The organism is Butyricimonas synergistica DSM 23225 (assembly GCF_000379665.1).
Lineage (GTDB): Bacteria > Bacteroidota > Bacteroidia > Bacteroidales > Marinifilaceae > Butyricimonas > Butyricimonas synergistica.
Window position 1 is genome coordinate 509,293 of record NZ_KB903359.1, and the last position, 24,961, is coordinate 534,253.

The window sequence follows — 24,961 nt, forward strand, 5'->3', positions numbered from 1 at the left end:
GTCAGAAGTTTTGCATATTATACAATTTGGTATATATACCGTTGAGTGCCAGTAATTCCTCGTGGCGTCCCTGTTCTACAATTTCACCCTCATGGAACACGCAGATCAAGTCGGCGTTCCGGATGGTTGACAAACGGTGTGCCACGACAATCGACGTTCTGTTCTTCATCAGGTTATCTAGCGCTTCTTGCACGAGTTTCTCCGATTCGGTATCCAATGCCGAGGTAGCCTCGTCGAGAATCATGATCGGGGGATTTTTCAATACGGCACGGGCTATGCTCAAGCGTTGGCGTTGCCCGCCGCTTAGCTTGCCTCCGCGGTCGCCGATGTTGGTTTGATAGCCTTGTTCCGTTTGCATAATAAAGTCGTGGGCGTTGGCGATTTTAGCCGCTCTTTCCACTTCCTCTTGCGTGGCGGATTCTACACCGAAGGCGATGTTATTGAATATCGTGTCGTTGAACAGAATCGGGTCTTGGTTCACGTTCCCCATCAATGCCCGGAGGTTTTGGGTAGAGGTGTCTTTGATGTTAATGCCGTCGATCGTGATTTCTCCTTTCACCACGTCATAGAAACGGGGGAGAAGATCGACAAACGTACTCTTGCCCGAACCGGATTGACCCACGAAGGCAATCGTCTTGCCTTTGGGGATAGTCAGAGATATATCTTTCAGTACCAGATGGTCTGCCCGGTAAGCAAAGTCCACGTGCTTATATTCAATCCGGTCGTTGAATTCTTTCAAGGGTTTCGGGTTCACCGGTTCTTTTATCGAGGATTCCGCCGTGAGTATCTGATCGATACGATCCATGGCAGCTTGTCCCTTCTGTATGCTGTACAGAGCTGTGGAGAATTGTTTCGCCGGGTTGATGATGGAGTAGAATAATGCGATATAGGCGATAAAGTCTTGTGCATCCATGATCGGGGTATCTCTTAAAATAAGGAAACCACCGAACCAAACCACGATAACTACAACCACCGTTCCGAGGAATTCGCTCATGGGGTGGGCGAGAGAACGCCGCCGCATCAGACGATTCATGATCTGCCGGTAGGCTTCATTCAGGTTCGAGAACGATCGATCGACTTTTTTCTCGGCGTTGAAAGCTTTGATAATGCGCAAGCCGGAAAGAGTTTCTTCTATATTCGATAGAATTTCACCCATTTTATCCTGCCCTTCCTTAGATCTTTTTTTTAGCGATTTGCCAACTTTACCGATCAGAAGCCCCATGACAGGCAACAGGACTAACACGAACAGGGTCAATTGCCAACTCATGAAAATCATCGTGCCTAGATAGATCAGGATTAGTATCGGGTTCTGGAAAAACATTTCCAGGGAGTTCATGATCGAGTTCTCCACTTCCTGCACGTCGCCTGTCATGCGGGAAATAATATCCCCCTTGCGTTCTTCAGAGAAGAAGGGAAGGGGAAGGGATAAGATTTTACGGTATATCATGCGGCGAATATCCCGGACTACTCCGTTTCGGATAAAGATGATTTCGTAAGAAGCCATATAGGAGAATCCGGTTTTGAAAAGAGCCGCCAAAGCGAAAAAGCCACCGGCAACAAGGAGTGTCGTGACTGGTCCTATGGTGTCCCGTCCCAAAGTGACGTAGTAGTAAAGTATATTTTTCAACGTGCTCATGTTCAAAGCAAATTCCGGCAATTCTTTCACGTCGGATTCTGTCTTGAAAAGGATGCCTAAAACGGGTATCAATATCACGAATGACATTGAGCCGAATATAGCGTGCAAAATGTTGTAAAATATATTCTTACCTAACCTTGCCCTGTAAGGAGGGATAAATCTTTTCAGAATTTGGATAAAATCGCGCATATATTCCGTTTATAGTTTTCCCGTGTAATTCAAGGGAGTAATTTGTTTCAGTTCATTTTTTAACTCGGGTGATACATCCAGCGTGTCGATAAATTCGGCGATGGATTGTTGTGTCACTTTGCTGTTGGTGCGTGTGAGTGCCTTCAACGCCTCGTAAGGGTTCGGGTAAGACTCCCGTCGCAGGATGGTTTGGATTGCCTCAGCCACGACAGCCCAGTTTTCTTCCAGGTCTGCCTCGATAGCGGCTTTATTGATGATAAGTTTGTTCAACCCTTTCAAGGTTGACTTGAAGGCAATAACCGTGTGTGCTAAGGGTACACCGATGTTACGCAACACGGTGGAATCCGTCAGATCCCGTTGCAGGCGGGAGATTGGCAATTTGTTGCTTAAGTGGTCGAGAATAGCGTTTGCCATACCGAGGTTACCTTCCGAGTTCTCGAAATCAATCGGGTTCACCTTGTGGGGCATCGCGGATGAACCTACTTCGCCCGCTTTGATCTTTTGCTTGAAATAAGTCATGGAAATATAGGTCCAGAAGTCACGATCCAAATCAACCACGATCGTGTTGATACGGCGCAGGTTATCGAATACAGCGGCAAAGTTGTCGTAGTTCGAGATCTGCGTGGTATATTGTTCCCGTTCTATTTTCAGTTTTTGAGTCAGGAAATGATTGGCAAATTCCGTCCAATCTATTTCCGGGTATGCCACGTTGTGGGCGTTAAAGTTTCCGGTTGCTCCCCCGAACTTCCCGGAGCAAGCTACTTTTTTCAATAATTCCAGTTGTTTGCTCAAACGGTAAACAAATACTTTGATCTCTTTGCCCAAGCGGGTGGGAGATGCCGGTTGCCCGTGAGTCTTCGCCAGCATGGGGACGTCTTTCCATTCCTCTGCAAGTTCCTCGAGTTTGGCAATCAATTCATCTATCAACGGGTAATAAACGTCGTGGATGGCATCCCTGAAAGAACAAGGTACGGAAGTATTGTTTATATCTTGAGAGGTCAGTCCGAAGTGGATGAACTCTTTGTATTCATGTAAATTCAGCTGGTCGAATTTCTCTTTGATGAAGTATTCAACCGCTTTCACGTCATGGTTCGTGACTTTCTCGATGTCTTTCACCTTTTGTGCGTCTTCCACTGTGAAATCCAGATAAATGTCTTTCAAACTATCAAACAGCGAATGATCGAATCCTTCCAATTGCGGCAACGGAAGCTCGCAAAGAGCGATAAAATATTCCACCTCAACCATGACTCTGTAACGAATGAGGGCGCTTTCTGAAAAGTAGTTTGCCAACCCTTCGACTTTATCTCTGTATCGACCGTCGATCGGAGAAATTGCTGTTAATGCTTGCATAATATACTTTAATTTTATGAATTATACGTACTTGTTTATTTTATCGGAAAAATCTTCCTCCGCAAAAGTACAAAAAAGTTTATAAAGCCTTCGGCTTTGGGTTTATAAAGTTTAGAAGGTTTGTAAAGTTTATAATCGTAGGAATAATCGAAAAAATGGATTAGATTTACACGAATTTTTAAAGATGTTCGGAATATGAATTTTTTCCAAGGATTTTCAAAAGGAATAAAAGCATACGGCAAAGCCGCGAGGCTCTTGTTTTCCGGGCATTTCGGCTATTTCCTTCTGTTTCCGGTTTTTATTATCGTGGTGCTGTTTATCGCGGGGAATTATGCCGTGTCTTGCATCGGGGGCGGGCTTTCCGAAACGGTTGAGCAACAGATCATGGAATGGATATCCGGGATTTCCTGGTTGAGCTGGCTGTCCGGCACGGTGGGTTTTATCGTGCGATTGCTCGTGAGAGCCTTGTATTATATCCTGTTTATCTCTTTCGGGGGATACGTGGTGATGGTAGTTATGTCACCCGTGTATTCGTGGCTTTCCGAACGGACGGAAGCGCATCTCTCCGGTAAGGAGTACCCGTTCAATTTCGGGCAATTGATGTGGGAGATCGGGCGAGGGATTGTCATTTCCCTGCGTTGCATGATTTTTCAGTTTATATTGACCGTGATATTGTTCTTCCTTTCATTTATTCCGTTGGTCGGGTTGGTGACCCCGGTGCTGACTTTTGGGGTGAGTGCCTATTTTTACGGGTTTGCTTTTATGGATTATGCCGTGGAAAGGAAGCGTTTCCGGGTGAAGGAGAGCGTGCGGTATATGCGGCATAATGCGGGAATGGTCGTGGCGATAGGGACGGTGTTTACTTTGGCATTAATGATCCCGTTTATACGGGTGATAGTGTGTTGTTTTGTATCTTTGTTGTCCGTGATAGCCGGAACGGTTGTCGTGGATGAATCATTAAATAAAAAGAACGAGAGATGAAAAGATGGTTGCTTTGTATCGGTTTGTTGTTTTGTCTTTTTTCCGTGCGTGCGGAGAACGAAAAAGCGATTGTGTATAAGGTGGATATAAAAGATGAAATTGGTCCCAGTATTTGGCGGTTGGTGAAAAAGTCATTTGACCGGGCGACGGAAGGGCGTGCCGATTACATATTAATCCATATGAACACGTATGGAGGAATGGTTGTTTATGCCGATTCTTTGCGTAGCTTGATCTTGAATTACCCGAAACCCGTGTGGGTGTTTATTGATAATAACGCGGCTTCCGCAGGGGCGTTGATTTCCATCGCCTGTGATAAGATATATATGCGGGAAGGGGCAAATATCGGTGCCGCTACCGTAGTCAACCAAACGGGGGAGGCGATGCCCGATAAATATCAATCGTATATGCGTTCCATGATCCGAGCCACGGCACAAGCCCACGGGAAGGACACTGTGGTAGAGAATGGTAAAACAATCGTCCGTTGGCACCGGGATCCCCGTATTGCTGAGGCAATGGTAGACGAGCGTATTGCGGTCAAAGGCGTTTCGGATAGTGGCAAGATATTGACGTTCACGCCCCACGAGGCAATGCAGCACGGGTATTGTGACGGGATTGCCGAGAACGTGCCGGAAGTGATACAGAAAGAGGGAATCACGAATTATGAATTGCACGAGTATCGACCTACCACGATGGATAAAGTCATCGGTTTTCTCATCAGTCCAATCATGCAGGGGCTTCTGATTATGGTAATTATCGGGGGTATTTATTTTGAATTGCAAACACCGGGCGTCGGATTCCCGTTAGCGGCAGCCGTGACGGCTTGCTTGCTTTATTTTGCCCCTTTGTACTTGGAAGGATTTGCTAATTACGTGGAAATTATCTTGTTTGGCGTGGGGCTTATCTTGCTATTGCTGGAAATATTCGTCATACCGGGATTCGGGGTTGCCGGGATTCTCGGGATTGTTTGTATCGTGGCATCCCTTGCGTTGTCGGGGATTGATGATTTCACGTTCGAGTTCCTGCCCGATTTCGTGGGGGCAATCATTCGTTCCCTGTTCTTCGTGATTAGTTGTTCGTTGATCTCTGTTTTCGCGAGTATCTGGTTGAGTCGTAAATTATTCGGTTCTCGCCGGTTGAATTTTGCCCTTCACGCGGAACAGAAGGTGGAGGAGGGATTCGTGGGAGTAGACATGACCGTGAAAGAAGAAGTCGGGAAAGAGGGTGTTGCGTTTACTGATTTGCGCCCGGCGGGTAAGGTAGAGATTAACGATGATGTCTATGACGCTGTTTCCAACACGGGTGCATTTATCCAAAAGGGCACGAGGGTAAAAGTTATAAAATATCAAGCGGGACAAGTTTACGTGGAAAAATTGGCATGATAAATCTTCAAATGTTTGAAGCAATTTGTTTTTTAGCACGAGAGGCTGCCGTCATTTGAAAAACACGGACATTCTCTCGTGTAAATGGTCTTGCTGGCTATCGTATCGGGTAAGTCAGTTGGTAAGGTTTCTGGATTGGCGTTTCCTTTCTTAACTTCATAGCTTTCTGCAAAAAAGCTTCCAATTTTTTCGTGGGAACGAAAGAAAACGTGTTTGAACGGGGAATTCTGTCTTCACTTACGAATTTAATATCCTTACACCCGAGTTGTTTGAGTAGTTTCTCGCACACTTCTACTTTCCCGCCGGAATTTGCAAAATGAATGATCCGGACGGAATCTCCTTGCACTCGTCCGTACCGGAGAAAAGCACCTGCCAGGTAGGAGCATCTTTGTTTGTCTGATTTGAATACATCTTCTTTTAGGTTTCCATTGTAAATAGGCACCCACTGATTGTTGATTAAGGTTCTCGATCCATTCTTTTGTTCTAACAGAAAATAGTTATTCACTTTAACGGATAATTTCTTCGATAATAGTTTCTTGTGTCCCGAAGCTTCCATCGTGTATTCCAAATCCGGGTATTTCTTTTTGAAAAGTGTATAGATAACACTTGCAATACCTCCCTCGTAGGGATAATACCTGTCCACTTTTACGTCATCCTCTCCGGTGAGGCGTCTTCCCATGTATTCGTCCAGGGTACCCAGCAAAAGGAATTCCTTATCTAATTTTTGCCCCATTCCTAAAAGGCTTCCGAGTAATAATATTACGGTAATACAGGTTGTTTTCATAAGCATTATGGTATTGGTTTTCTTATTCAGATGCTATCGTTCCAAAAATTCCATAAATATAAATAAGATATTTATAAAAATATCCTGAATAAAGGAAAAGATCCCCGGGCACCGCTATGGGCTAGGGATCTTTTCCTTTCTCTGGGACAAACGTACCCGAGTGAAATTGACTTTTTGTCAAAACTGTAATAGCACTGCACCGCAGGAGTATCCCCCGCCGAAAACGGTTAACCCGACGAGGTCGCCTCGTTCTACACGTTCGAGGTTTTGCGAGAGGGCGATACCGCAACTGGGACATCCCGTGTTGCCAACTTCCCCGATGTTTGCGAGAATACGGTCTTCCGGGAAATCGATTTGCCGGGCGATGGTAGCCATGATGCGCTTGTTTGCCTGATGGGGTGCGATGTATTTCAAATCGCCCAGTGTTTTGCCGTTACTTTCCGTCACGACTTGCAAACCTTCTATCATGTAGTGGCAAGCATTGATAAACACGTCGCGTCCCTCGGGCATTCCGATACCCCCGTGATGTGGGCGGAGATACACGGCGGTATCCGCTTTGCCGATATGCCCCAGTCCTCGGGTGAAAATATCAAGTATCTTTGCTGGCTTTTCTCCTTTCGGGGAAGCCGATATGGCGATAGCAATGGCACCGTCCCCCCACAAGTGTCCGCTTTGGGGACAGGTTTCGTTGCTATATTCCGTGTTATGCTCGGAAGCGACCACGATGGCTTTGGTAGCCTTGTTCATGGCAAAATATCCCTGTACGATTTCTATGGCGTTGATAAACGAGGAACAAGCAGAGGAAACACTCAAGCATTTTGCCGCTCTCATCGTGTATTTGCGTTGAATGGCATGAGCCGCAGTCGCCACAGTGTCGTGTGGCGAGTAGGTGGCAGCCACCACGAGATCGACTTCTTCCATGGCGAAAGGTAATTTATCTTTTAGTCTTTCCACGGCTTCGAGAGCCATGGTATTCGTGTTTTCGTTTTCTCCCGCTTTGCTTCTGGTTTTAATTCCCGTTCTGCTGAATATCCATTCGTCGTCCAAGCCGTTTACCTCCTTGAAATAGGAATTAGGAACTCTTGTTTCCGGTATGTAATGTGCAAAAGCGTTGATATATAGTTCCATTTTTTATAATGTATTTTGATTACTTCTTGATAATCCCGTGAAATAATATATTAATATACTCGTTGATAATCTGTGGATTGGGTTTATGGTCATATTCCCGGATAAAACCGAATTCAAGGCTTTTAAAAACGGATTGTAACGAATTTGCAAGACGCCGGGGTTGTTTGATCGAGAAAATTCCTTTGGTCACCCCGTCCTTCAATATGGCGTACAAAAGTTCTATTTCCTGCGTGTCTATATTCTTTCTCAAGACATCGATTCTACTGTTGTTGTGTAAAAAAGTTTCCTTGATGGGTTGGCTTCCCCCCATGAGTTCCGCTATTAAATTGAACCGCTCCTTTATATATAACTTCAACCGTTTGTCGGCGGGCAAGGCCGTTTGTACTGCCTGTTTCAGTTTTTGATCGATTAATTCTATCTTTTGGTTCACGATGTGGTTAAAAATTGCTTCCTTACTGTTAAAATGAGTGTACAACGTGCGCCTGCTAATTTTAGCAGCGTTGGCAATATCCTTCATCGTTGTGCCGTAAAAACTCATTTCGATGAACAATTTTTGTGCCACGTTGAGTATTTTTTCTTTTGTAATTCGTAGGCTTGTTCTCATTTTAATTTCACAATTTGGAAAAAGTGTGCAATTATAATCAATAATTCGGGATATGCAAAATCAATGCCTGAAGTTCTCGTCAAATGTTAAATTATATTTTTAATAGAAGATATGACAAATGTCATGTTTTTGTGCTTCGGGGGAGGGTATATTCGCGCCCGAAATTAAAATTAGAATCAATGGTGAATATATTATTAAAAGAAAAGCCGTTTACCCGAGAGTGGTTCAAGACATATGCCTTGTTGATCGGCGGGGCTTTTGTGTTAGCGTTAGGGTATAGTTGTTTCATGGCACCGTACAAGATTGTCCCCGGGGGAATATATGGTATCACGATTGTTTTACAGCACAAGTGGGGATTCCCGATTGGTATGGCGGCGTTGTGCTTTAATTTGCCGTTGAGTTTGTTGGGATTGAAAGTATTGGGTTCCGACTTCGGGGTAAAGACATTTATTTGTTTTATCTTGGTTGCCGTATTCTCCGATAGTATTCCGGCTATTTTATTGACAATGATGAGTGAACCTATCCCGACCGATCCTATGGTGGCTCTTGATCCATTCCGGCTGGGGGATGAAGTGTTGCTCGCCTGTATTTTCGGTGGTGTGGTGATGGGTACCGGTGTAGGAATGATATTGAAAACCCGTGCGTCCAGCGGGGGAACAGACGTGTTGTCGAACATCTTGCACAAGTGGACGCATCGTCCGCTGGGGCAGTTACAGATGTCTGTCGATTCCTGTATCGTGATATTCGGTTTTCTGATGTTTCAAGATTGGAAAGTACCGATGTATTCTTGGTTATCCATATTCCTCATGGGAAAAACGATCGATATGATCCTGCTAGGATTCAATAATGAAAAGAGTTTCTTCATTATTTCCGATAAAGTGGAAGAAATCCGAACTTATATATTGAACGATCTACACCGGGGAGGCTCCATCGTGCCGATACAAGGAATGTATAATCGGGTGGAAAAAGAGATGATTATGACAATGATTAATCGCCGCCAGATGGCAACTTTGCAGCAAGCGATTTACAAGATCGACCCGAACGCATTCGTCACGATCTTTGATGCTAATCAGATACTGGGTAAAGGTTTTAAAAGGCTGGAAACCGATTCATAGGAAATAGTATTAAAAAAAGATACGGGAGAGTGTTCCACTGATGGAACACTCTTTTTTTCATGCTTGAACGGGGGAGAAATTAGCCTTGTTCCTATCACGTGTTAAGTTTATTGATAAATATGCCTTGCATTTAATTGGTAGCAAAATATTTTTATTTTCTATGCAAAAGTTATAATTTATCTATCATGATAGGAGTTGGATGGGGAATTGATGGGAGTTGAATAGGAATTGGTACCAGTGAACTGTAAATAAGGTAGGAATGATATACCCGTTTCTGGTTTATTTTGGGCTTGTTCTGTAATAATTTACCAAAGGTAATTATTTTTATGTCGTTTTTCATGTTATAATCGTGGTGTTCGTTAAATTTGTGATTATTTTCTTTGTAACTTTTCGTGGTGTTCGTTCGTCGTATGAATAAACAATAAGGTTTGTATGTTGAAAAAAGTATTGATAGCATGCGTTATTTGTTGTGCCGTGGTGTTGGAAACTCGGGCACAAGCTAAGGATTACCGGATTTATGGGGATGTTTATACCGTGATGAACACGAAGGTTAGCGGTTATATTTACTGGGGAAAAAATCTGTATTGGACGGATATTTTTTATGCGTCCAAGACGGATAATCCTTACATGCGTTACGTGGATGGGATTGAGCCGCTTGTTCATGCTTTTACTTGCCGTTTCGGCGATATAAAGCGAATTCGGGTGATCGGGGATAACCGGATAGAATTGGAGGTGCGGGACGGACATATTATCGAACTGGAAGATTGGTTGCCCCGGGGAAATCGGAATAGTTTAACGATAGAAACGGCTGGAAATAGCGTGGTAGAATGGGACCATATCAGCGAGATCGTTTTTAGTGCGGCTCCCGACACGATACGGGAACCGGAAGACGTGCCAATCACGGGTACCGTGGAAACTCCTTACGGGAGATATAAGGGTATCGTGCAATGGGATTCTGACGAGAATTCGTTATCGCATTTGTTGGACGGGCGTTCGGGGTCAAGCGGGATGTCTATCGCGTTTAAAAATATTCGGAGTATCAATTCGTCCGGTAGTTCTTGTCGGGTGGCGTTGAATAGCGGGCGGGAGTTCGCTTTGTGGGGAGAGAGTGATGTGGACGAGAGGAATCGGGGTATTATCGTGAATATGCCTTCCGTGGGACAGGTTATCGTGGCGTGGAAAGATTTCCGGGAGTTTAGGAGTGTTCCCATGAATCAGATCAACTTATTGAAGTATGATGATTTCATGAATCCCCGTCGGCTTTTGGGTACGGTGGAAACAAAACGGGGAGAGGTGTTGGAAGGCGTGTTGGTGTATGATCTGGACGAGGCGATGGATTTCGAGTTGCTGGATGGGGAGAACGGGAACGTGATGTACCGGATTCCTTTCAAGTATATTCAGGCAATTGAACCGAAGAATCACAAGTACACGTGGTTGAAGTTGCGTAATGGGGGAGAGTTGGTGTTGGGGGGAGATCGTGACGTGACGTTCAGTAATAGCGGGATTCTTGTATTCGGCGGGGGGGATAAAGTTAAATATGTTACTTGGCGTGACGTGAAGCGGATTTCTTTATGGACGAAAGGGATGGGAAATGAATAGAGTGGAATATAACCGGACTGTAGATGCGTTTTCCGATGACGTGTACCGTTTTATTTATAAAATGTGCAGGTCGAAAGAGATGGCGGAAGACATTGTGCAGGACAGTTACATGAAGTTGTGGGAGGACGTTTCGCAAATCGACTACGGGAAGGCAAAGGCTTTTCTTTTCAGTACTTCCTATCACCGGATGATCGATGTTTTGCGCCGAGAAAATAAATACGGGGATATCGAGGCTGTTGGCGACCGTGTGGAGGTAGCTTCACCGGGATACACGGGGTTGCAGGAGGTGTTGGAGTTTGCCTTGGCGAAGTTACCTTCGATACAGAAAACGGTTGTTTTGTTGCGGGATTACGAGGCGTATTCTTATCACGAGATAGCGGAGATCACGGGTCTGAACGAATCGCAGGTAAAAGTTTACATTTTCCGGGCGAGGGCATTTATGAAAGAGTTTATCCGTCGTCCGGATGTTGTTGTTTAAACGGGAGGAAATATGATAACAAGAGATAATTACGAGATATATTTCATGGATTACCTGGACGGTGTTTTGCCGGACGAGTACGAGGCGGAGTTGAGGGCTTTTCTGCTGGTTCATCCCGACTTACGGGAATTGCTGGAAGGCATGAACGAGGTGCGTTTGCAGCCGGGTGAGGAAGTATTCAAGAGAAAGGAGAGGTTGAAGCAGCAAGTGAACGGGAAAGAACTGGCTTATTATGCGATTGCAGAAGCCGAAGGTATTATTACTGACGAGGAAAGGCAATGGGTGGAGGAAAATGTGGGAAAGGACGAGTTCGAGCGGGAAACCAAGGCTTTCAAGGCGGTGCGGATGAAACCGGAATCCGGATGTGTGTTCGAGGGAAAGGATGTGTTGCGACGTAGACCGGCGGTAATTGTTTTCATGAAGCGTTACGCCGGGGTGGCGGCAGTCGTGCTTTTCGCGGTGGTGTTAGTCATGTTCCTGACGAGAGAAAAGGAATTTCCGGTTTATGATTTGCCGCAACAGACCGTTAAAGCGGAGGTGCCTTCTTTACAGAATGTGCCTGTAAAGGAAATGATGGTAGAACCGGCAGAGGTGCAGAAAAAGGAAAAAACGCAGGTTGTTGTTGCTCGTGATGTGGCGGTAGAAGTTGTTGCAAAACGCATGGAACCTGTTAGTTTGATAGAGGGTAAAAAGAAGGTAGGGGTGGTGGCTGAAATCCTGGCTCCCCGCCCGGATGAAAGGCTTGTTTCCCCATACGAGGGGGTGAGTTTCCGGGTGGAAACGGAAGAACCCCGTACACGTTCTTTCCGGATTATCGCTCCCGATTTAGAAAGTTCTAATAATATATTGAGTTCTATCGTGAACGCCGGAAGGAACGTGGTAAACCACTTGAGGAGCAGGGATACAAAAGATGAAGATAATCTGTAACTAATCGGGGTGGTTAAACGTCATGTACTAAATTAAAATATGAATATATGAAAAAGGTGGTTGTTTATGTAATGTTTATGATGTGCGTGTTGTCGGTAGTAGCACAAAAGGATACTGTTGTCGTGCGTGATAGTTGGCATAAAGATACAATACGTCAAAAGAGTGGAACCCGGGACACGGTGGTGCAGGAGTCGGAAATGATTATCTGGGATAATACGGTGAGGGAATCGGAACGAAGGTCTATGCGTCATTCGGATGTTCCAATGAAAACGGTGAGAGAGGAGAGAAGAAGGGGGCGATCACCTCATTTCGGGGGACACTGGAGCGGGTTCTATCTTGGGTTCGTGAATTTCGGGAACACGAGTTATTCGAGTTATTCCGAAACGGATGATAAAGATTTCATGGAATTGGATTGGGCTAATTCTTTTGCCGTGCAAATTAATCTTTTCGAGCATGGCATCACGCTGAATCCGAGCCGAACGATCGGGTTGGTGACAGGAATCGGTTTCGAGTATCAACGGTTTCGTTTTGACTGGGATATAACTTTAAAGAAAGACGAGAATGGAATGTTACGTGCGGAACTTTTGAGCGATTTGGGTATAGACCGTGTGAAAAGAAGTGTGTTTAAAACATTTTACATGACGATACCGCTTCTTGTGGAATGGCAGTTCCCGGCGTCGATGGTTAGGCAAGCCTATATATCTACCGGTGTTGTCGGGGGCGTACGGCTTCATTCAAAAACGAAGGTCGTTTATCGGGATGAAGACGGGGATAAGCGCCGTAAAAAGAATTCGGACAGCTACGGCATGATTCCGTTGAAGGCTGATTGGACGGTTCACATGGGCTATCGAGGGATGTGCCTTTGGGGAAACTATACGTTAACAAATATGTTCAAAAAGAGTAAAGCCCCGGAATTGCATCCTTACACGATAGGGGTCGGGTTTACGTTCTGAAACGGTTTAAGTTTTACCGACATTGTAAGTTGTTTTTCATGAAATAAAATATTCTTCCACCCGTTCTTTTTGAGGAACGGGTGGAAGAATATTTATATGTAAGGGTAAATTGTTTTTCTAGTTCTTGAAGATTTCGGTTACCCGGTTGAATATACCGTGCAGGTAAGCGATTGCCATGCCGTAGTTGCTGACGGGGATTCCAGCTTCGATGGCAGGTTGAAGCCGATTCTTCAGTTGTTTGCCTGTAATCATGCAACCGCCGCATTGGATGACCATGGCGTAGTCGGTGATCGGGCGAGTGATGGCGTCCAATCCCACGATAAAGTCGAACTGAAAGTTTTTGCCCGTGTAGTCTTGCAACCAACGGGGAATTTTATGTCGTCCGATGTCTTCGCATGACACGTGGTGGGAACAAGATTCAAGCATGAGTACACGGTCGCCTTCCTGCAAGGTTTCTATTTTGGCAGTCCCTTTCAAGTAAGCCTCGAAGTTACCTTTGTGACGTGCTAGCACGATGCTGAAGCTTGTCAAAGGTATTTCGGGAGGAATGATTGCTGCCACTTTTTTGAACACTTGGCTGTCTGTTATTGCCAGCCGTGGACGAATGCCGGTCTTTTCCAGAAAACCGGTGATTTCTTCCGGTTGCAGGACGATAGCTGAGCAATGATTATCCAGAATATCCCGAAGCATTTGTACCTGCGGTAAGATCATGCGTCCCGCGGGAGCCTCGGAGTCTATCGGGGTGATTAATAGTACGATGTCACCCGGGGTGAGTATGTCGCCGATCAAGGATTTGGGTTTGTCATTCTCTTTTTGCCACACGCTTTTGATAGCATCCAGCACGGGAGTGGTGTCGGTGTCTCTTGTCGAGAAATCGATAACCGGACAATGGTATTCCCCTGTAAGTTGATCTTTTAGCACGGGGGTAAGCGGTTTTTCATCCCGTTTGTTATGAATGATCAGGAATGGGAGTTTTTGTTTCCTGAAACGTTCGGCAAGTTCCCGTTCGTGTTTTCCGAATTGGTTGCCCGTGATGACTAGAATGGCGATGTCGGCTTGCGAGATGGCATTGCGTGTTTTTTCAACACGCATTTCCCCGAGTGTGCCGATGTCGTCGATACCTGCGGTATCAATGAATATGACCGATGCGAAATCGGGAATCTCGTAACTTCTCTTGACAAGGTCGGTTGTGGTTCCGGCAACATCCGAAACAATGGCAATATTTTGTCCGGTGAGGGTGTTGATTAATGAGCTTTTCCCGCTGTTTCTTCTCCCTAATAGTATGATATGTAGTTTGTTGTCTTTACCCATGAAATTGTTGTTTAACGATACATTTTCACGTCTTCCCTGGTGATTGTATTTCCACAAAGAATTACCAGCCGTTCTACGACGTTACGCAGTTCACGAATATTACCCGTCCATTCGCATTCCTTGAGCGCATTGATCGCATCCGAATCCAGTGACTTGGGAGCGATGCCCATTTCGGTGCAAATGTCTGTCAAGAAATAGGGTGCTAGGACATCAATATCTTCCAACCGCTGATTCAATGGTGGTACGTCAATGATGATGACGCTCAAACGATGGTAGAGGTCTTCCCTGAAGTTTCCTTTTTTAATTTCTTCTTTCAAGTTTTTGTTCGTGGCGGCAATAATGCGTACGTCCACGTTTATATCGGCATCCCCGCCGACACGGGTTATTTTTTGCTCCTGCAATGCCCTTAACACTTTTGCCTGGGCGCTCAGGCTCATGTCACCGATCTCGTCCAAAAAGAGGGTACCGTTGTTGGCTAACTCGAATTTTCCTTTCTTTTGCTTGATAGCCGAAGTGAAGGAACCTTTCTCGTGTCCGAATAATTCGCTTTCGATTAATTCGGAAGGTATGGCAGCGCAGTTGACTTCCACGAAGGTGCTTTCTTTCCGGTGGCTTAGTTCGTGTAACTGGTGTGCGACTAATTCTTTTCCGGAACCGTTTGGACCGGTAATGAGCACACGGGCATCAGATGCCGCTACTTTGTCGATCATGGAACGCACGTGGTCGATAGCCTCGGACTGACCGATTATCTCGTATTTTTTGCTGACCTTGTTTTTTAGCGTTTTGGTTTCGTGTATCAGCAAATGCTTGTCGGTTGCATTTTTTATCGTGATTAACAGTCGATTGAGATCTAATGGCTTTTCGATAAAGTCATAAGCTCCTTTCCGAATAGCCTCGATTGCCGTATCAATGGTTCCATGTCCGGAAATCATGATAACGGGGGTATCAGCTGAAAATTCCTTGATACGTTCCAGTACTTCGATCCCTTCCATTTTGGGCATTTTTATGTCGCAAAATACAATATCCGGTTTTTCAGACTTCACGGCTACAAGACCTTCCATACCGTTTTCGGCTAAGATGATCTCGTGTCCCTCGTATTGGAGAATGTCTTTCATGGAGTTGCGGATGCTGCGCTCGTCGTCAATCACTAATATTTTTGTCATACTACATTTTTTTGTCTACCGCAAATTTACAATTGATAATCGAGATTTAAAAATGCAAAGAGAAAAGAATAATATATTCAGTGGTTGATGATTTATCATTAAATCTAAAATTTTCGGGGTATGGTATGGAATTTGATTTTAACCTTTGAGTTTCTTTGTGTATTTGCGGGAAATTCGTATTTTTGAAGGTATATATTCTAAATTAATATTTATGAAACGGTCTTGGGTTTTTCTTCTTGTTTTGTTTCTCGTGTTGGATGTGCAGGCTCAGCGTAAAAAGGTGGGATTGGTGTTAAGTGGAGGTGGGGCGAAGGGCGTGGCGCATATTGGTGTTCTGAAAGTGTTGGAGGAAGCCGGTATTCCGATAGACTATATTGCCGGAACGAGTATGGGGTCTATTGTCGGAGCTTTATACGCGATCGGGTACGATTCGCGCACGATGGATAGTCTGGTGCGTGCCCAGAATTGGATGTTTTTGTTGAGTGATAAGGTGTATCGTTATAATTTGCCTTTTTCGGAGAAGGAGGAAACGGAGAAATATCTCGTTTCCGTGCCGATCAAGAATAACCGGGAGATCAAGATCCCTTCCGGGTTTATTAGCGGGCAGAATATATACAATTTATTTTCCGATTTGACGATCGGGTACCATGACACGTTGGATTTCCATAAATTGCAGATTCCGTTTGCTTGCGTGGCGAGTAATTTGGTGGACGGGCAAGAAGTTGTGCAGGATCACGGCGTGTTGCCACTTGCCATGCGTGCCAGTATGGCGATACCCGGGGTATTTGCCCCGGTGAGAAGGGACGGAATGGTGCTAGTCGACGGAGGGATTTCAAATAATTTTCCGGTAGATATAGCGAAACAGATGGGGGCGGATATTATTATCGGGGTGGATGTGCAAGCCGAATTGAAAGATGCCTCGGGTCTGGAATCGGTGACCGGGATTATCGATCAGATGACTTCATTCCTGGGAATCCAGAAGTACGAGGAAAACAAGAAGATGGTGAATATATATATCAAGCCGGACGTGTATCCTTATTCGGCTGCCAGTTTTTCGTCATCGGCTATCGACACTTTGATTGCTCGGGGAGAGGAGATCGCCCGGAGCCAGTGGGATGAACTGATGGAATTGAAACGGGAGTTGGGTATCCCGGAGGATCGGAATGACGCGAACGTGGAAGATCGGGTGGTGCTTTCGAACGATACGCTGATGATTGAGCACGTGCATCTGTCGGGAATTGACGATCGGGACGAGAAATGGTTGCGGAAGAAAATACGGATTAAGGATTACAGCCGGATTACTTTGAATGATTTGCATCATGCTATCGCCGAATTATATGGTATCGGGGCTTTTTCGAGCGTGAGTTACAAGTTGAGCGGAGGTCCGGTTTATGACTTGGAATTGACCTTGAAACAGAAACCCATGAGTTCTTTGAATCTAGGCTTCCGTTTTGATTCGGAGGAGATGGCGGCGATATTGTTGAATACGACTATTTCGCATAAAGAGTTGAGAGGTTCCCGCCTTTCGTTGACTGGGCGATTGAGTATGAATCCTTACGTGAAGTTGAATTATTCTTTGGGGAATACTTTCTTGCGGCGATTCGAACTGGGATACACGTTCAAGTATAATAATCTGGATATTTACAATAAAAACAAGAAACAGGATAACGTGGAGTATGCCTATCACAAGGTGGAGCTGGGTGGTTCGGATATTTATTTCCGGAATTTCAAGTTGCAGATAGGTGCCCGGTACGAGTATTTTAATTACGAATCGTTTATGTTTTCAGATCGCGACCACAATATAAACGTGAAGCCGGAAGGTTTCTTTAGTTATCATGGTCTGGCTCACTTGGAAACATTTGACAAACGTTATTACCCGACGAGAGGTATGTCGCTGAAAGTCGACTACTCGCTTTACACGGATAATTTGTTGACTTATAATGATGGTGCTCCTTTCTCGGCTATCGGGTTGGATTTTGAGAGTGTGGTGTCTATTACCCGGCGGGTGAAGTTTATACCTTCCATATACGGAAGGGTGTTGATCGGGCGTAATATTCCTTACCCGTACTTGAATTGCATGGGAGGGGATGTTGCCGGACGATATGTGGATCAGCAATTGCCATTTTTGGGGATTCAGCATTTAGAGATATTTGACAATTCGTTGGTTGTAGCTAAAATAATGTTACGTTACAATTTGGGACGAAATCATTATATATCTTTGGCAGGAAATTACGCGAAACAGGAGGCTAGTTTCTTTGATATATTAGGAGGAAAGGATATTTTCGGTGGAGGTGTGGGATACTCGTACGATAGTTTCGTGGGACCTATCGATGTTATGTTTTCTCTTTCAGATTGGTCGAAGAAATTGGGATTCTATTTCAATTTGGGATATTATTTTTAATGGGTTTGTATGAAAAGATTGGGGATTATTATTTGTGTGTTGATATTGGGTGTGGGATGTCAACGGAAGATGTACCAATTCACGGAGGGAAACGTGTACGGGACGACGTATCACGTGTCTTACCGGAGTGCCACGGATTATTCCGCGGAGATCAGGCAGGAGATGGAGCGGGTGAACCAGTCGCTTTCGATGTTTAACAAGAAATCCGTGATTGCCCGTTTGAACCGGGGGGAAACGGATCAGGTAGATTCGTTGTTCGTGAGAATGTTTACGAAGGCGGGGGAAGTATATAAAGAAACAGGGGGTGCTTTTGATATCACGGTAGCCCCGTTGGTGAACGCATGGGGATTCGGGTTTAGAAATGAAAGACTCCCGTCGCCGGAAAAGGTGGATTCGTTATTGCAATACGTCGGAATGGATAAAGTGAAGATCGAGGGGGAGAAGCTTGCTAAAGCTGTGCAAGGGATTCAGATGGATGCAAGCTCGATAGCTAAAGGTTTGGGAGTGGATCTCGTGGCGGACTTTTTCGAGAGTAAAGGGATTCACGATTACATGGTAGAGATCGGTGGTGAGGTTCGGGTGAAGGGGCAGAGTGATAAATCACGCCTTTGGCATATCGGCATAGACAAACCGATCGATGATGAAACGGCTTCTCGCCGGGAGTTGCAGTTTGTGTTGGAAATGGGAGAGGGTGCGTTGGCTACTTCCGGTAATTACCGGAGATTTTATGTTGTGGATGGAAAAAAATATTCCCACACGATAAACCCTAAGACCGGTTATCCTGTCCAACAGGATATGCTGGGAGCTTCCGTGTATGCTCCCACGTGTATGGAAGCGGATGCGTATGCCACGGCTTTTATGGTGCTGGGAACCGAGAAGGCAAAAGAGATTGTAGAAGCTAATCCTCGTGTGGAGGCTTGTTTTATATATCAGAATGAGCAGGGAGAACGAGAAGTGTGGGTATCCGAAAAAATGAAAACGTTGATATTGGAAGAATAATTTTATCAGGTGGAGGTGAAGTTGATAATTCGTTGGTTGATATTGGTTTTAGCATGGGTGCTACTCGTGGAAAGTCAAGCTAGCGCAAGACCTTTATCAGAAGACATGTGCCGAAAGAAAAAACATAAGAAAGAAAATGTCCGGGATACGATCAAGCAGAATGATGTGGTCTTTATGCCTGACAGCCTAATACAAGATACATTGAAATATGAGTTTTCCAAGATTAAGCAAGTTGCCGAGCGCCGGAAATGGACGAAGGAACTTTATAAAATGATATTTATTAATCCCCGGAAGTATAATATTGATATTGTTGAAACAGAAAATAGTGAAGACCGTTACCAACCGTATCGGGGAAAGATTATCCGGGATATCCACGTGAAGGTGTTGCCTCCTTTCGGGACCAGTGTTAATGATACGGCTTCCCTTCAGCAGGATAGTTTACAATGGCTTCTGACTTTGGCAAATTCCGTGCATCAAAGGTCTGCCGAACGGGTAATCAAAAAACAAATGACGGTGAGGTCGGGAATGTCTGTCGATCCGTTCGAGTTGGTACAGAACGAGCAATTGTTGAAAGATATGTCCAATGTCGATGATGCTTTGATCGGGATAAAAGAAGTACCAGGTGATTCGTCGTTGGTTGACTTGGTTGTTATTTGTAAGGATGAGTTCTCGTGGACGGGAGAGGTTTGGAGTAATTTCTTGAATGCCGTTGACTTGGGTATTGAAACCAAGAATCTGTTCAAGTTAGGGCATACCTTGCATTATGAGGCTAGTTACCGTGGGCGTAAAGATCAAAAGTGGGGAAACTTGATTGAATATGAAGCTGCGAATGTCATGGGTTCGCATATGGATTTCTATGGAATGTACGAGAATACTTACGAGCAAGAGGTTTTGCGAGTGCAGATGGATAAACGTTTTTTAACTTACAAGACAAAATGGGCGGGAGGAGCAGCTTATAGCCGGGTGTATTCTTCCAAGACATTGGTAGACCGGGATATTACGAAGCCGATAGAGTTGTTCAATTATCGGTTGTGGGATTTTTGGGGAGGAAAGTCTTTCTTCTTGAACGAGAAATTCAGTTATAACCGGATATTATATCTGACGGGACGTTACACGGGGACGAGTTTTGTAGATCGTCCGCAGGTGACGAGTGATTCGAATCATTTTTACTATGACCGTAATCGAATTATGGGGGCGTTGACATTCACAAAGATAAAATATTTTAAGGCGAACTTGATTTATGATTTCGGTCGTACGGAGGATATTCCTTCTGGGCTGTCTGGTACGTTGCTTTTCGGTTACGAGAAAAGTGATTTCACGGAATACGGTTATCTCGGTACGGAATGGCATTACTCGTGGTTTGACAAGCATGCCGATAAATTTTATTCGTGGTATGCCGCATTTGGAACTTTCCTGAACGGTTACACGGCAGAAAGTGGCGTGTTTAAGGCTGGTGCGCAATATATCAGTCCCTTGTACGAGTTGTCCAGGCATCGTATGCGTTTCTATACTAATCTGGATTATGTGTTGGGAACCAAGCGGAATCCGGATGATTTTATTTATTTTGAAGATGCGAATATCAGGGGATTCGATACGGATACGATTCGAGGTACACAGCGGCTTTCCGGTTCGATGTCGGCGACTCTTTTCTTGCCATATATCAAGCGGGGGTTTCGGGCATCCGTTACTGGATTCGTGGATTGGGGCGTGCTCGCCAGAGATGATAAATCGTTATTTAAGAGTCAGACCTACTGGGGTGTTGGTTTTAGCTTAAACATTCGTAATGACAATTTGATTTTAAAAAACTTGAGCATACGATTTGCTTTCTATCCGAAAGTTCCACCTGATATTCACCGTATTGAGGTAAATGTTTCGAGTCGAAGGAAAACAGGGTTTTATGATTACCGTGTGTATAAACCGGATGCGATTAAATACGAGTAGATCAACGCTTTTGGGTTACATTTTTTTAACTAGATTCGTTTTAAATAGTCTTCCATAATTCCCGAGAATATTGTATCTTTGCGGCAAATTAATTCGGAGAGGATGAAGAAGGTTTTTCTATTTTCTATATTTTTACTTTGTGGTTTGTTTTTGTCCCAGATACTCCCGTCTGCTTTGGGGGGAGCGTATGGTTCATTTTATAGTGTATGCAAATGGTTGATGTTTATTTGCCTTGCATTTATCATGATTAACGTCGGGCGGGAATTTGAGCTGGATAAGACGAAATGGAAATCGTATACCACTGATTATTTTATCGCGATGGCTACTGCTGCCGTACCTTGGTTGTTGATCGCTTTTTATTATATATTCTTTTTGGACACGGGGCTTTCATGGGAGAATAATCTGCTGATAAGCCGGTTTGCGGCACCGACTTCAGCGGGGATTTTATTCACGATGCTGGCGGCTGCCGGGCTGAAAAGGGAGTGGATCTATAAAAAGACGCAGGTGTTGGCTATATTCGATGATTTGGATACAATTCTTTTGATGATTCCTTTGCAGATACTGATGATCGGTTTCAAATGGCAATTATTCGTGATTATACTAGTGGTTTGCCTTCTTTTGATCTTCGGGTGGAAGCGATTGAGTTCGCTGAATCTGCCACAATCTTGGAAAGCGATAGTACTTTATTCCGTGTGTATCGTGGCAACATTCGAGAGCGTGTATTTAATCACAAAGTCACTCATGGGACAAGACGGGGCGATTCATATCGAGGTATTGTTGCCTGCTTTTGTGTTAGGGATGGTGATGAAGACCGTGCACAATCATTCCCGGGAGGAAGAGAGGGCTTCTAGTTTTATTTCATACCTGTTTATGTTCCTCGTGGGATTGAGTACACCGATCTTTATTGGTTTAGATACCGCGGGAGAGAATATGCCTGGGTGGGGAATTCTTATTTTCCACGTGATAGTTGTCACGTTACTTTCTAATTTGGGTAAGATGTTTCCCTTGTTTTTCTATCGGGATCGGAAGATTCAGGAACGTTTGGCATTATCTATTGGTATGTTTACCCGCGGTGAAGTAGGTGCCGGGATTATTGTGATTGCCATGGGTTACCAATTAGGTGGTCCAGCTCTAATTATCTCAATCCTGAGTTTAGTGCTGAATCTTGTATTGACCGGATTCTTCGTGATCGCCGTGAAACGTATTTCTCAGAGTGTGTACGGGATAAAGGAATAAGCTTCTTAATACTCTTTTTGTTGGTTTTGGCGATTCCTTATCTTGTTGATTAAGGCATAAGTACGCCACCATAAATAAGCGATAAGTAACACGGATAGCGTGTAAATAACCCCATCGTTTAGACCGATAAACCGCTTGAACATCAAGGGTACGGCATTTACCGTGTTCCACGGGTTTATTCCTTGCCACGAGAAACGTACCTCTGTCGGGGAGGCGATGATAGATATAAGGCTAAATACAACAACGAGTGCTGCAAATGATATAATTAGAGAGGTTCTGTCAATACTTTTCATTTTCATTTATTTTTGTCTTTCTTCTTGAAGAGATCACCGATCTTTCGGAAGAAACCTTTCTTCTTCGGTTGATCTGTTTCTGTGTCGGCTTCTTTGTGTTTTACTTTTTCAAGTTTCTGATTGGTTAATCTATCCAGTATATTAATATTTTCTTTGAACGTGGGGACTTCCAACTCTTTTTGTGCATCGGCAGGTGGCACGGGGAAGGAGAGATTTGCCCAGTAGTCGTAGGTGCTGCTTTGCAAGCATTCCTGCATAAATAACCCAAAAATGGGAAGTGCCATGTTAGCTCCTTGACCCAATGACGTGGAGTTAAAATGGATTCGGGAATTATTCGCACCAACCCGGATACCAACTACAATGCGGGGATTATAACCGATAAACCATCCGTCAGCTTGATTTTGCGTGGTGCCTGTCTTTCCCGCGATAGCCGTGTTTAGTCCGTAATTATTAATCAATCGTTTTCCTGTTCCTTCCTGAATAACGGCAGTGAGCATGGATGACATCAAACGTGCTTCATCCGAAGGTAATATCCGTTCCTGAAGTGGAGGATCGGCTGCATATATAATACGTCCTTCCCGGTCTTTGATTGAAACCAAATAATAAGGTCGTGTGAGCACGCCGTTATTAGCATAACACATATAGGGGAGCACCATTTCTTTCAAGGGGATGTTTGCCGCTCCTAATGCAATAGAAGGGACGGAAGGGAGAGCGCTCTGAATGCCTAAACGGTGGGCATGGGCGATCGTGGTATCAATCCCTGTTTGTAAGAGTACTTCCACGGCTATCGTGTTGATAGATTGACTTAACGCTCCTTTTAGCGTGTAAAATCCACCGTACTGGTTATTCGAGTTGCGGGGAGTCCAATTGTCGTACTTGGGATAGCTTTTTTGTTCGTTTTTGTAATAAGCGTCCACCCGAGCACCGTGCTGGAGGGCAGCACTGTAAACAACAGGTTTGAACACAGAGCCGACTTGACGAGGGGCTAAGACCTGATCGTATTGGAAATATTTGAAGTCTAATCCCCCGATCCATACTTTAATTTTTCCGGTATGCGGCTCTATGGCTATTATTCCCGGGTGTAGTATTTTTAGATAATGCTTGATGGAATCGATCGGGGACATTTCTATTTCTGTTTCACCCTGGTAAGCACTGTAAATTGTCATTAACTTTTTCTCGTTCAAGGTGGCAAGGATGGCTTTTTCGCTTAATCCCTGTTTCTTTAGAGCCTTGTAAGCTTCGCTTTCACGGATGGCTTTATTCAGGATATCGGGATCCTTTTGCCAAGGCTCTTTCTTGTCCCAATGCGTGTAGAATGAGTTTTGCAGGGACTTCATGTGTTTACGCATGGCGTCTTCGGCATAGCGCTGCATTTCGGCATCGATGGTTGTGGTTAAGATCAAGCCGTCTTTATATAGATCGTAGTTGGTGCTGTTGGCTTCGTTGTAGCGGGCGATGAGTTTCATCGCATCCTGCCTGATTTGTTCCCGCAAATAAGGTGCTAATCCCGAATAATGATTCAACGGTTTATAGCGAAGTTCCAGTTTTTCTTGCTTGAGTTTTTCACCTTCTTCCTCGGTGAGATAATCGTATTTCACCATTTGGGCGATTACCGTGTTGCGTCGTTGCAACATACGGTCAGGATGTACCCGTGGATTATAGTAAGAGGGACCTTTCAGCAAACCAATCAATGTGGCTGCTTCCGGGATCGTGAGTTGGGTAGCCGTCGTGGAGAAGTATTTTTGGGCAGCACTTTCGATACCGAATGTACCTTCCCCGAATGATACTGTGTTCAGGTACAGGGTGAGAATTTCATCTTTTGAATAGAGTTTTTCCAGCCTGTGAGCCGTGATGATCTCTTTGATTTTTATAATCGGGATCATTAGACTATTACGGTATTTGCGCGGGAAAAGATTTTTTGCCAATTGTTGGCTGATTGTACTTCCTCCCCCTGAACTTTTATCGCCCAGCAACAGCGTTTTGCATAACACCCGGAGCATACTGACCTTATCAAATCCTTTGTGCTCGTAAAAACGTACATCTTCAGTGGCAATCAAAGCGTTGATGGCATTGCGGGAGATTCCACCGAACATGACATTCGTGCGGTTTTCCACGTAATATTTTCCAAGTAGTTCTCCATCGGAACTATACAATGAAGAAGCCTCGAAGTTACGAATTTCTTTCAATTCCCGGTAATCCGGAATCTTTCCCCACATTCCGTAATAAACGCAACACACGAATAAGCCGAGCAAAAAAAAGCATAGTAAAGCTGTCAGGAACAGCGTCTTGACGACTTGCTTCGAAAAGCTCTTTTTTTGTTTTTTGGATTTTTTTGCAGGTACTTTTCTTCTCGTGTTCATGGTGTCTGATTTGCGATGTAAAAATAGGAAATATATTTATGAGTTTAGAATTTAAATTTTAGAATTTAGAGTAGAAAAAAGTAAGGAATGTTACGATAAAAATATTTCGTCGTTTCGCTTTTTTGGTTGAGATT

The 24,961-nt window shown here is 44.4% G+C and carries 20 protein-coding genes; 11 read left to right on the forward strand and 9 right to left on the reverse strand.

The annotated features are described in order from the left end of the window. Position 1 precedes the first annotated feature (1 nt). Positions 2-1,825: an ABC transporter ATP-binding protein gene (locus A3CY_RS0102245; protein ID WP_018336267.1), complete on the reverse strand. Its 1,824-nt coding sequence runs from the start codon at positions 1,823-1,825 to the stop codon at positions 2-4. A 9-nt stretch (positions 1,826-1,834) separates the two neighbouring features. Continuing rightward, positions 1,835-3,175, reverse strand: a complete 1,341-nt coding sequence (gene purB, locus A3CY_RS0102250; RefSeq protein ID WP_018336268.1) for an adenylosuccinate lyase — start codon at positions 3,173-3,175, stop codon at positions 1,835-1,837. Between the two features lie 195 nt (positions 3,176-3,370). Here purB and A3CY_RS0102255 point away from each other — a divergent pair, with 195 nt between their 5' ends. Together A3CY_RS0102255 and A3CY_RS0102260 are read left to right on the forward strand one after the other, a co-directional pair. Continuing rightward, entirely contained in the window at positions 3,371-4,156 is a 786-nt protein-coding gene (locus tag A3CY_RS0102255) for an EI24 domain-containing protein (protein WP_018336269.1), read from the forward strand. Next, a complete protein-coding gene (locus tag A3CY_RS0102260) occupies positions 4,153-5,535 on the forward strand; it encodes an NfeD family protein (protein ID WP_018336270.1) in 1,383 nt (460 codons plus the stop codon). Before A3CY_RS0102255 ends, A3CY_RS0102260 begins: the two co-directional genes overlap by 4 nt. A 97-nt stretch (positions 5,536-5,632) precedes the next feature. Here the strand turns inward: A3CY_RS0102260 and A3CY_RS0102265 are convergent, their stop codons facing one another. The 3 genes from A3CY_RS0102265 to A3CY_RS0102275 form a co-directional block, all read right to left on the reverse strand. Further along, complete coding sequence (locus tag A3CY_RS0102265; protein WP_155828154.1) at positions 5,633-6,319, reverse strand: hypothetical protein; 687 nt, start codon at positions 6,317-6,319, stop codon at positions 5,633-5,635. Positions 6,320-6,496: 177 nt separating this feature from the next. Then, positions 6,497-7,447 (reverse strand): 3-oxoacyl-ACP synthase III family protein, encoded by a 951-nt coding sequence (locus A3CY_RS0102270; protein ID WP_018336272.1) that lies wholly within the window; start codon positions 7,445-7,447, stop codon positions 6,497-6,499. A gap of 19 nt (positions 7,448-7,466) precedes the next feature. Then, on the reverse strand, positions 7,467-8,051 hold the full coding sequence (locus A3CY_RS0102275) for a TetR/AcrR family transcriptional regulator (RefSeq protein ID WP_018336273.1): 585 nt from the start codon (positions 8,049-8,051) through the stop codon (positions 7,467-7,469). Between the two features lie 179 nt (positions 8,052-8,230). Between A3CY_RS0102275 and A3CY_RS0102280 the strand changes: the two genes are divergently transcribed. The 5 genes from A3CY_RS0102280 (at position 8,231) to A3CY_RS0102300 (ending at position 13,123) form a co-directional block, all read left to right on the forward strand. After that, positions 8,231-9,166 (forward strand): YitT family protein, encoded by a 936-nt coding sequence (locus A3CY_RS0102280; protein ID WP_018336274.1) that lies wholly within the window; start codon positions 8,231-8,233, stop codon positions 9,164-9,166. Positions 9,167-9,598: 432 nt separating this feature from the next. Further along, entirely contained in the window at positions 9,599-10,765 is a 1,167-nt protein-coding gene (locus A3CY_RS0102285) for a hypothetical protein (protein WP_018336275.1), read from the forward strand. Next, positions 10,758-11,243 carry an RNA polymerase sigma factor gene (locus tag A3CY_RS0102290; RefSeq protein WP_018336276.1) on the forward strand — a complete coding sequence of 162 codons (486 nt, stop codon included), beginning with the start codon at positions 10,758-10,760 and terminating at the stop codon, positions 11,241-11,243. Before A3CY_RS0102285 ends, A3CY_RS0102290 begins: the two co-directional genes overlap by 8 nt. Before the next feature lie 12 nt (positions 11,244-11,255). Continuing rightward, on the forward strand, positions 11,256-12,170 hold the full coding sequence (locus A3CY_RS0102295; RefSeq protein ID WP_018336277.1) for an anti-sigma factor: 915 nt from the start codon (positions 11,256-11,258) through the stop codon (positions 12,168-12,170). Positions 12,171-12,217: 47 nt separating this feature from the next. Next, a complete protein-coding gene (locus A3CY_RS0102300; protein ID WP_018336278.1) occupies positions 12,218-13,123 on the forward strand; it encodes an outer membrane beta-barrel protein in 906 nt (301 codons plus the stop codon). Positions 13,124-13,240: 117 nt separating this feature from the next. Here A3CY_RS0102300 and hydF read toward each other — a convergent pair whose 3' ends face one another. Both hydF and A3CY_RS0102310 read right to left on the reverse strand, forming a co-directional pair. Continuing rightward, complete coding sequence (gene hydF, locus A3CY_RS0102305; RefSeq protein WP_018336279.1) at positions 13,241-14,434, reverse strand: [FeFe] hydrogenase H-cluster maturation GTPase HydF; 1,194 nt, start codon at positions 14,432-14,434, stop codon at positions 13,241-13,243. Between the two features lie 11 nt (positions 14,435-14,445). Next, positions 14,446-15,597: a sigma-54-dependent transcriptional regulator gene (locus tag A3CY_RS0102310; protein ID WP_018336280.1), complete on the reverse strand. Its 1,152-nt coding sequence runs from the start codon at positions 15,595-15,597 to the stop codon at positions 14,446-14,448. A 211-nt stretch (positions 15,598-15,808) separates the two neighbouring features. Between A3CY_RS0102310 and A3CY_RS0102315 the strand changes: the two genes are divergently transcribed. The 4 genes from A3CY_RS0102315 to A3CY_RS0102330 all read left to right on the forward strand — a co-directional run bounded on the left by A3CY_RS0102315 (position 15,809) and on the right by A3CY_RS0102330 (position 22,174). Continuing rightward, positions 15,809-17,998: a patatin-like phospholipase family protein gene (locus A3CY_RS0102315; RefSeq protein WP_026207217.1), complete on the forward strand. Its 2,190-nt coding sequence runs from the start codon at positions 15,809-15,811 to the stop codon at positions 17,996-17,998. Between the two features lie 9 nt (positions 17,999-18,007). Continuing rightward, the gene (locus A3CY_RS0102320; protein ID WP_026207218.1) at positions 18,008-18,997 is read left to right on the forward strand and encodes an FAD:protein FMN transferase; all 990 of its coding nucleotides are present in this window, start codon (positions 18,008-18,010) and stop codon (positions 18,995-18,997) included. A gap of 15 nt (positions 18,998-19,012) precedes the next feature. Beyond that, complete coding sequence (locus A3CY_RS0102325) at positions 19,013-20,938, forward strand: BamA/TamA family outer membrane protein (RefSeq protein WP_148375511.1); 1,926 nt, start codon at positions 19,013-19,015, stop codon at positions 20,936-20,938. Positions 20,939-21,040: 102 nt separating this feature from the next. After that, the gene (locus A3CY_RS0102330) at positions 21,041-22,174 is read left to right on the forward strand and encodes a cation:proton antiporter domain-containing protein (protein WP_018336284.1); all 1,134 of its coding nucleotides are present in this window, start codon (positions 21,041-21,043) and stop codon (positions 22,172-22,174) included. A 5-nt stretch (positions 22,175-22,179) separates the two neighbouring features. On the opposite strand, the gene A3CY_RS0102335 is transcribed toward A3CY_RS0102330, so the two are convergent. Together A3CY_RS0102335 and A3CY_RS0102340 are read right to left on the reverse strand one after the other, a co-directional pair. Then, positions 22,180-22,467 (reverse strand): hypothetical protein, encoded by a 288-nt coding sequence (locus A3CY_RS0102335; protein WP_155828155.1) that lies wholly within the window; start codon positions 22,465-22,467, stop codon positions 22,180-22,182. A gap of 2 nt (positions 22,468-22,469) precedes the next feature. Then, positions 22,470-24,827 carry a transglycosylase domain-containing protein gene (locus tag A3CY_RS0102340; protein ID WP_018336286.1) on the reverse strand — a complete coding sequence of 786 codons (2,358 nt, stop codon included), beginning with the start codon at positions 24,825-24,827 and terminating at the stop codon, positions 22,470-22,472. Positions 24,828-24,961 lie beyond the last annotated feature (134 nt).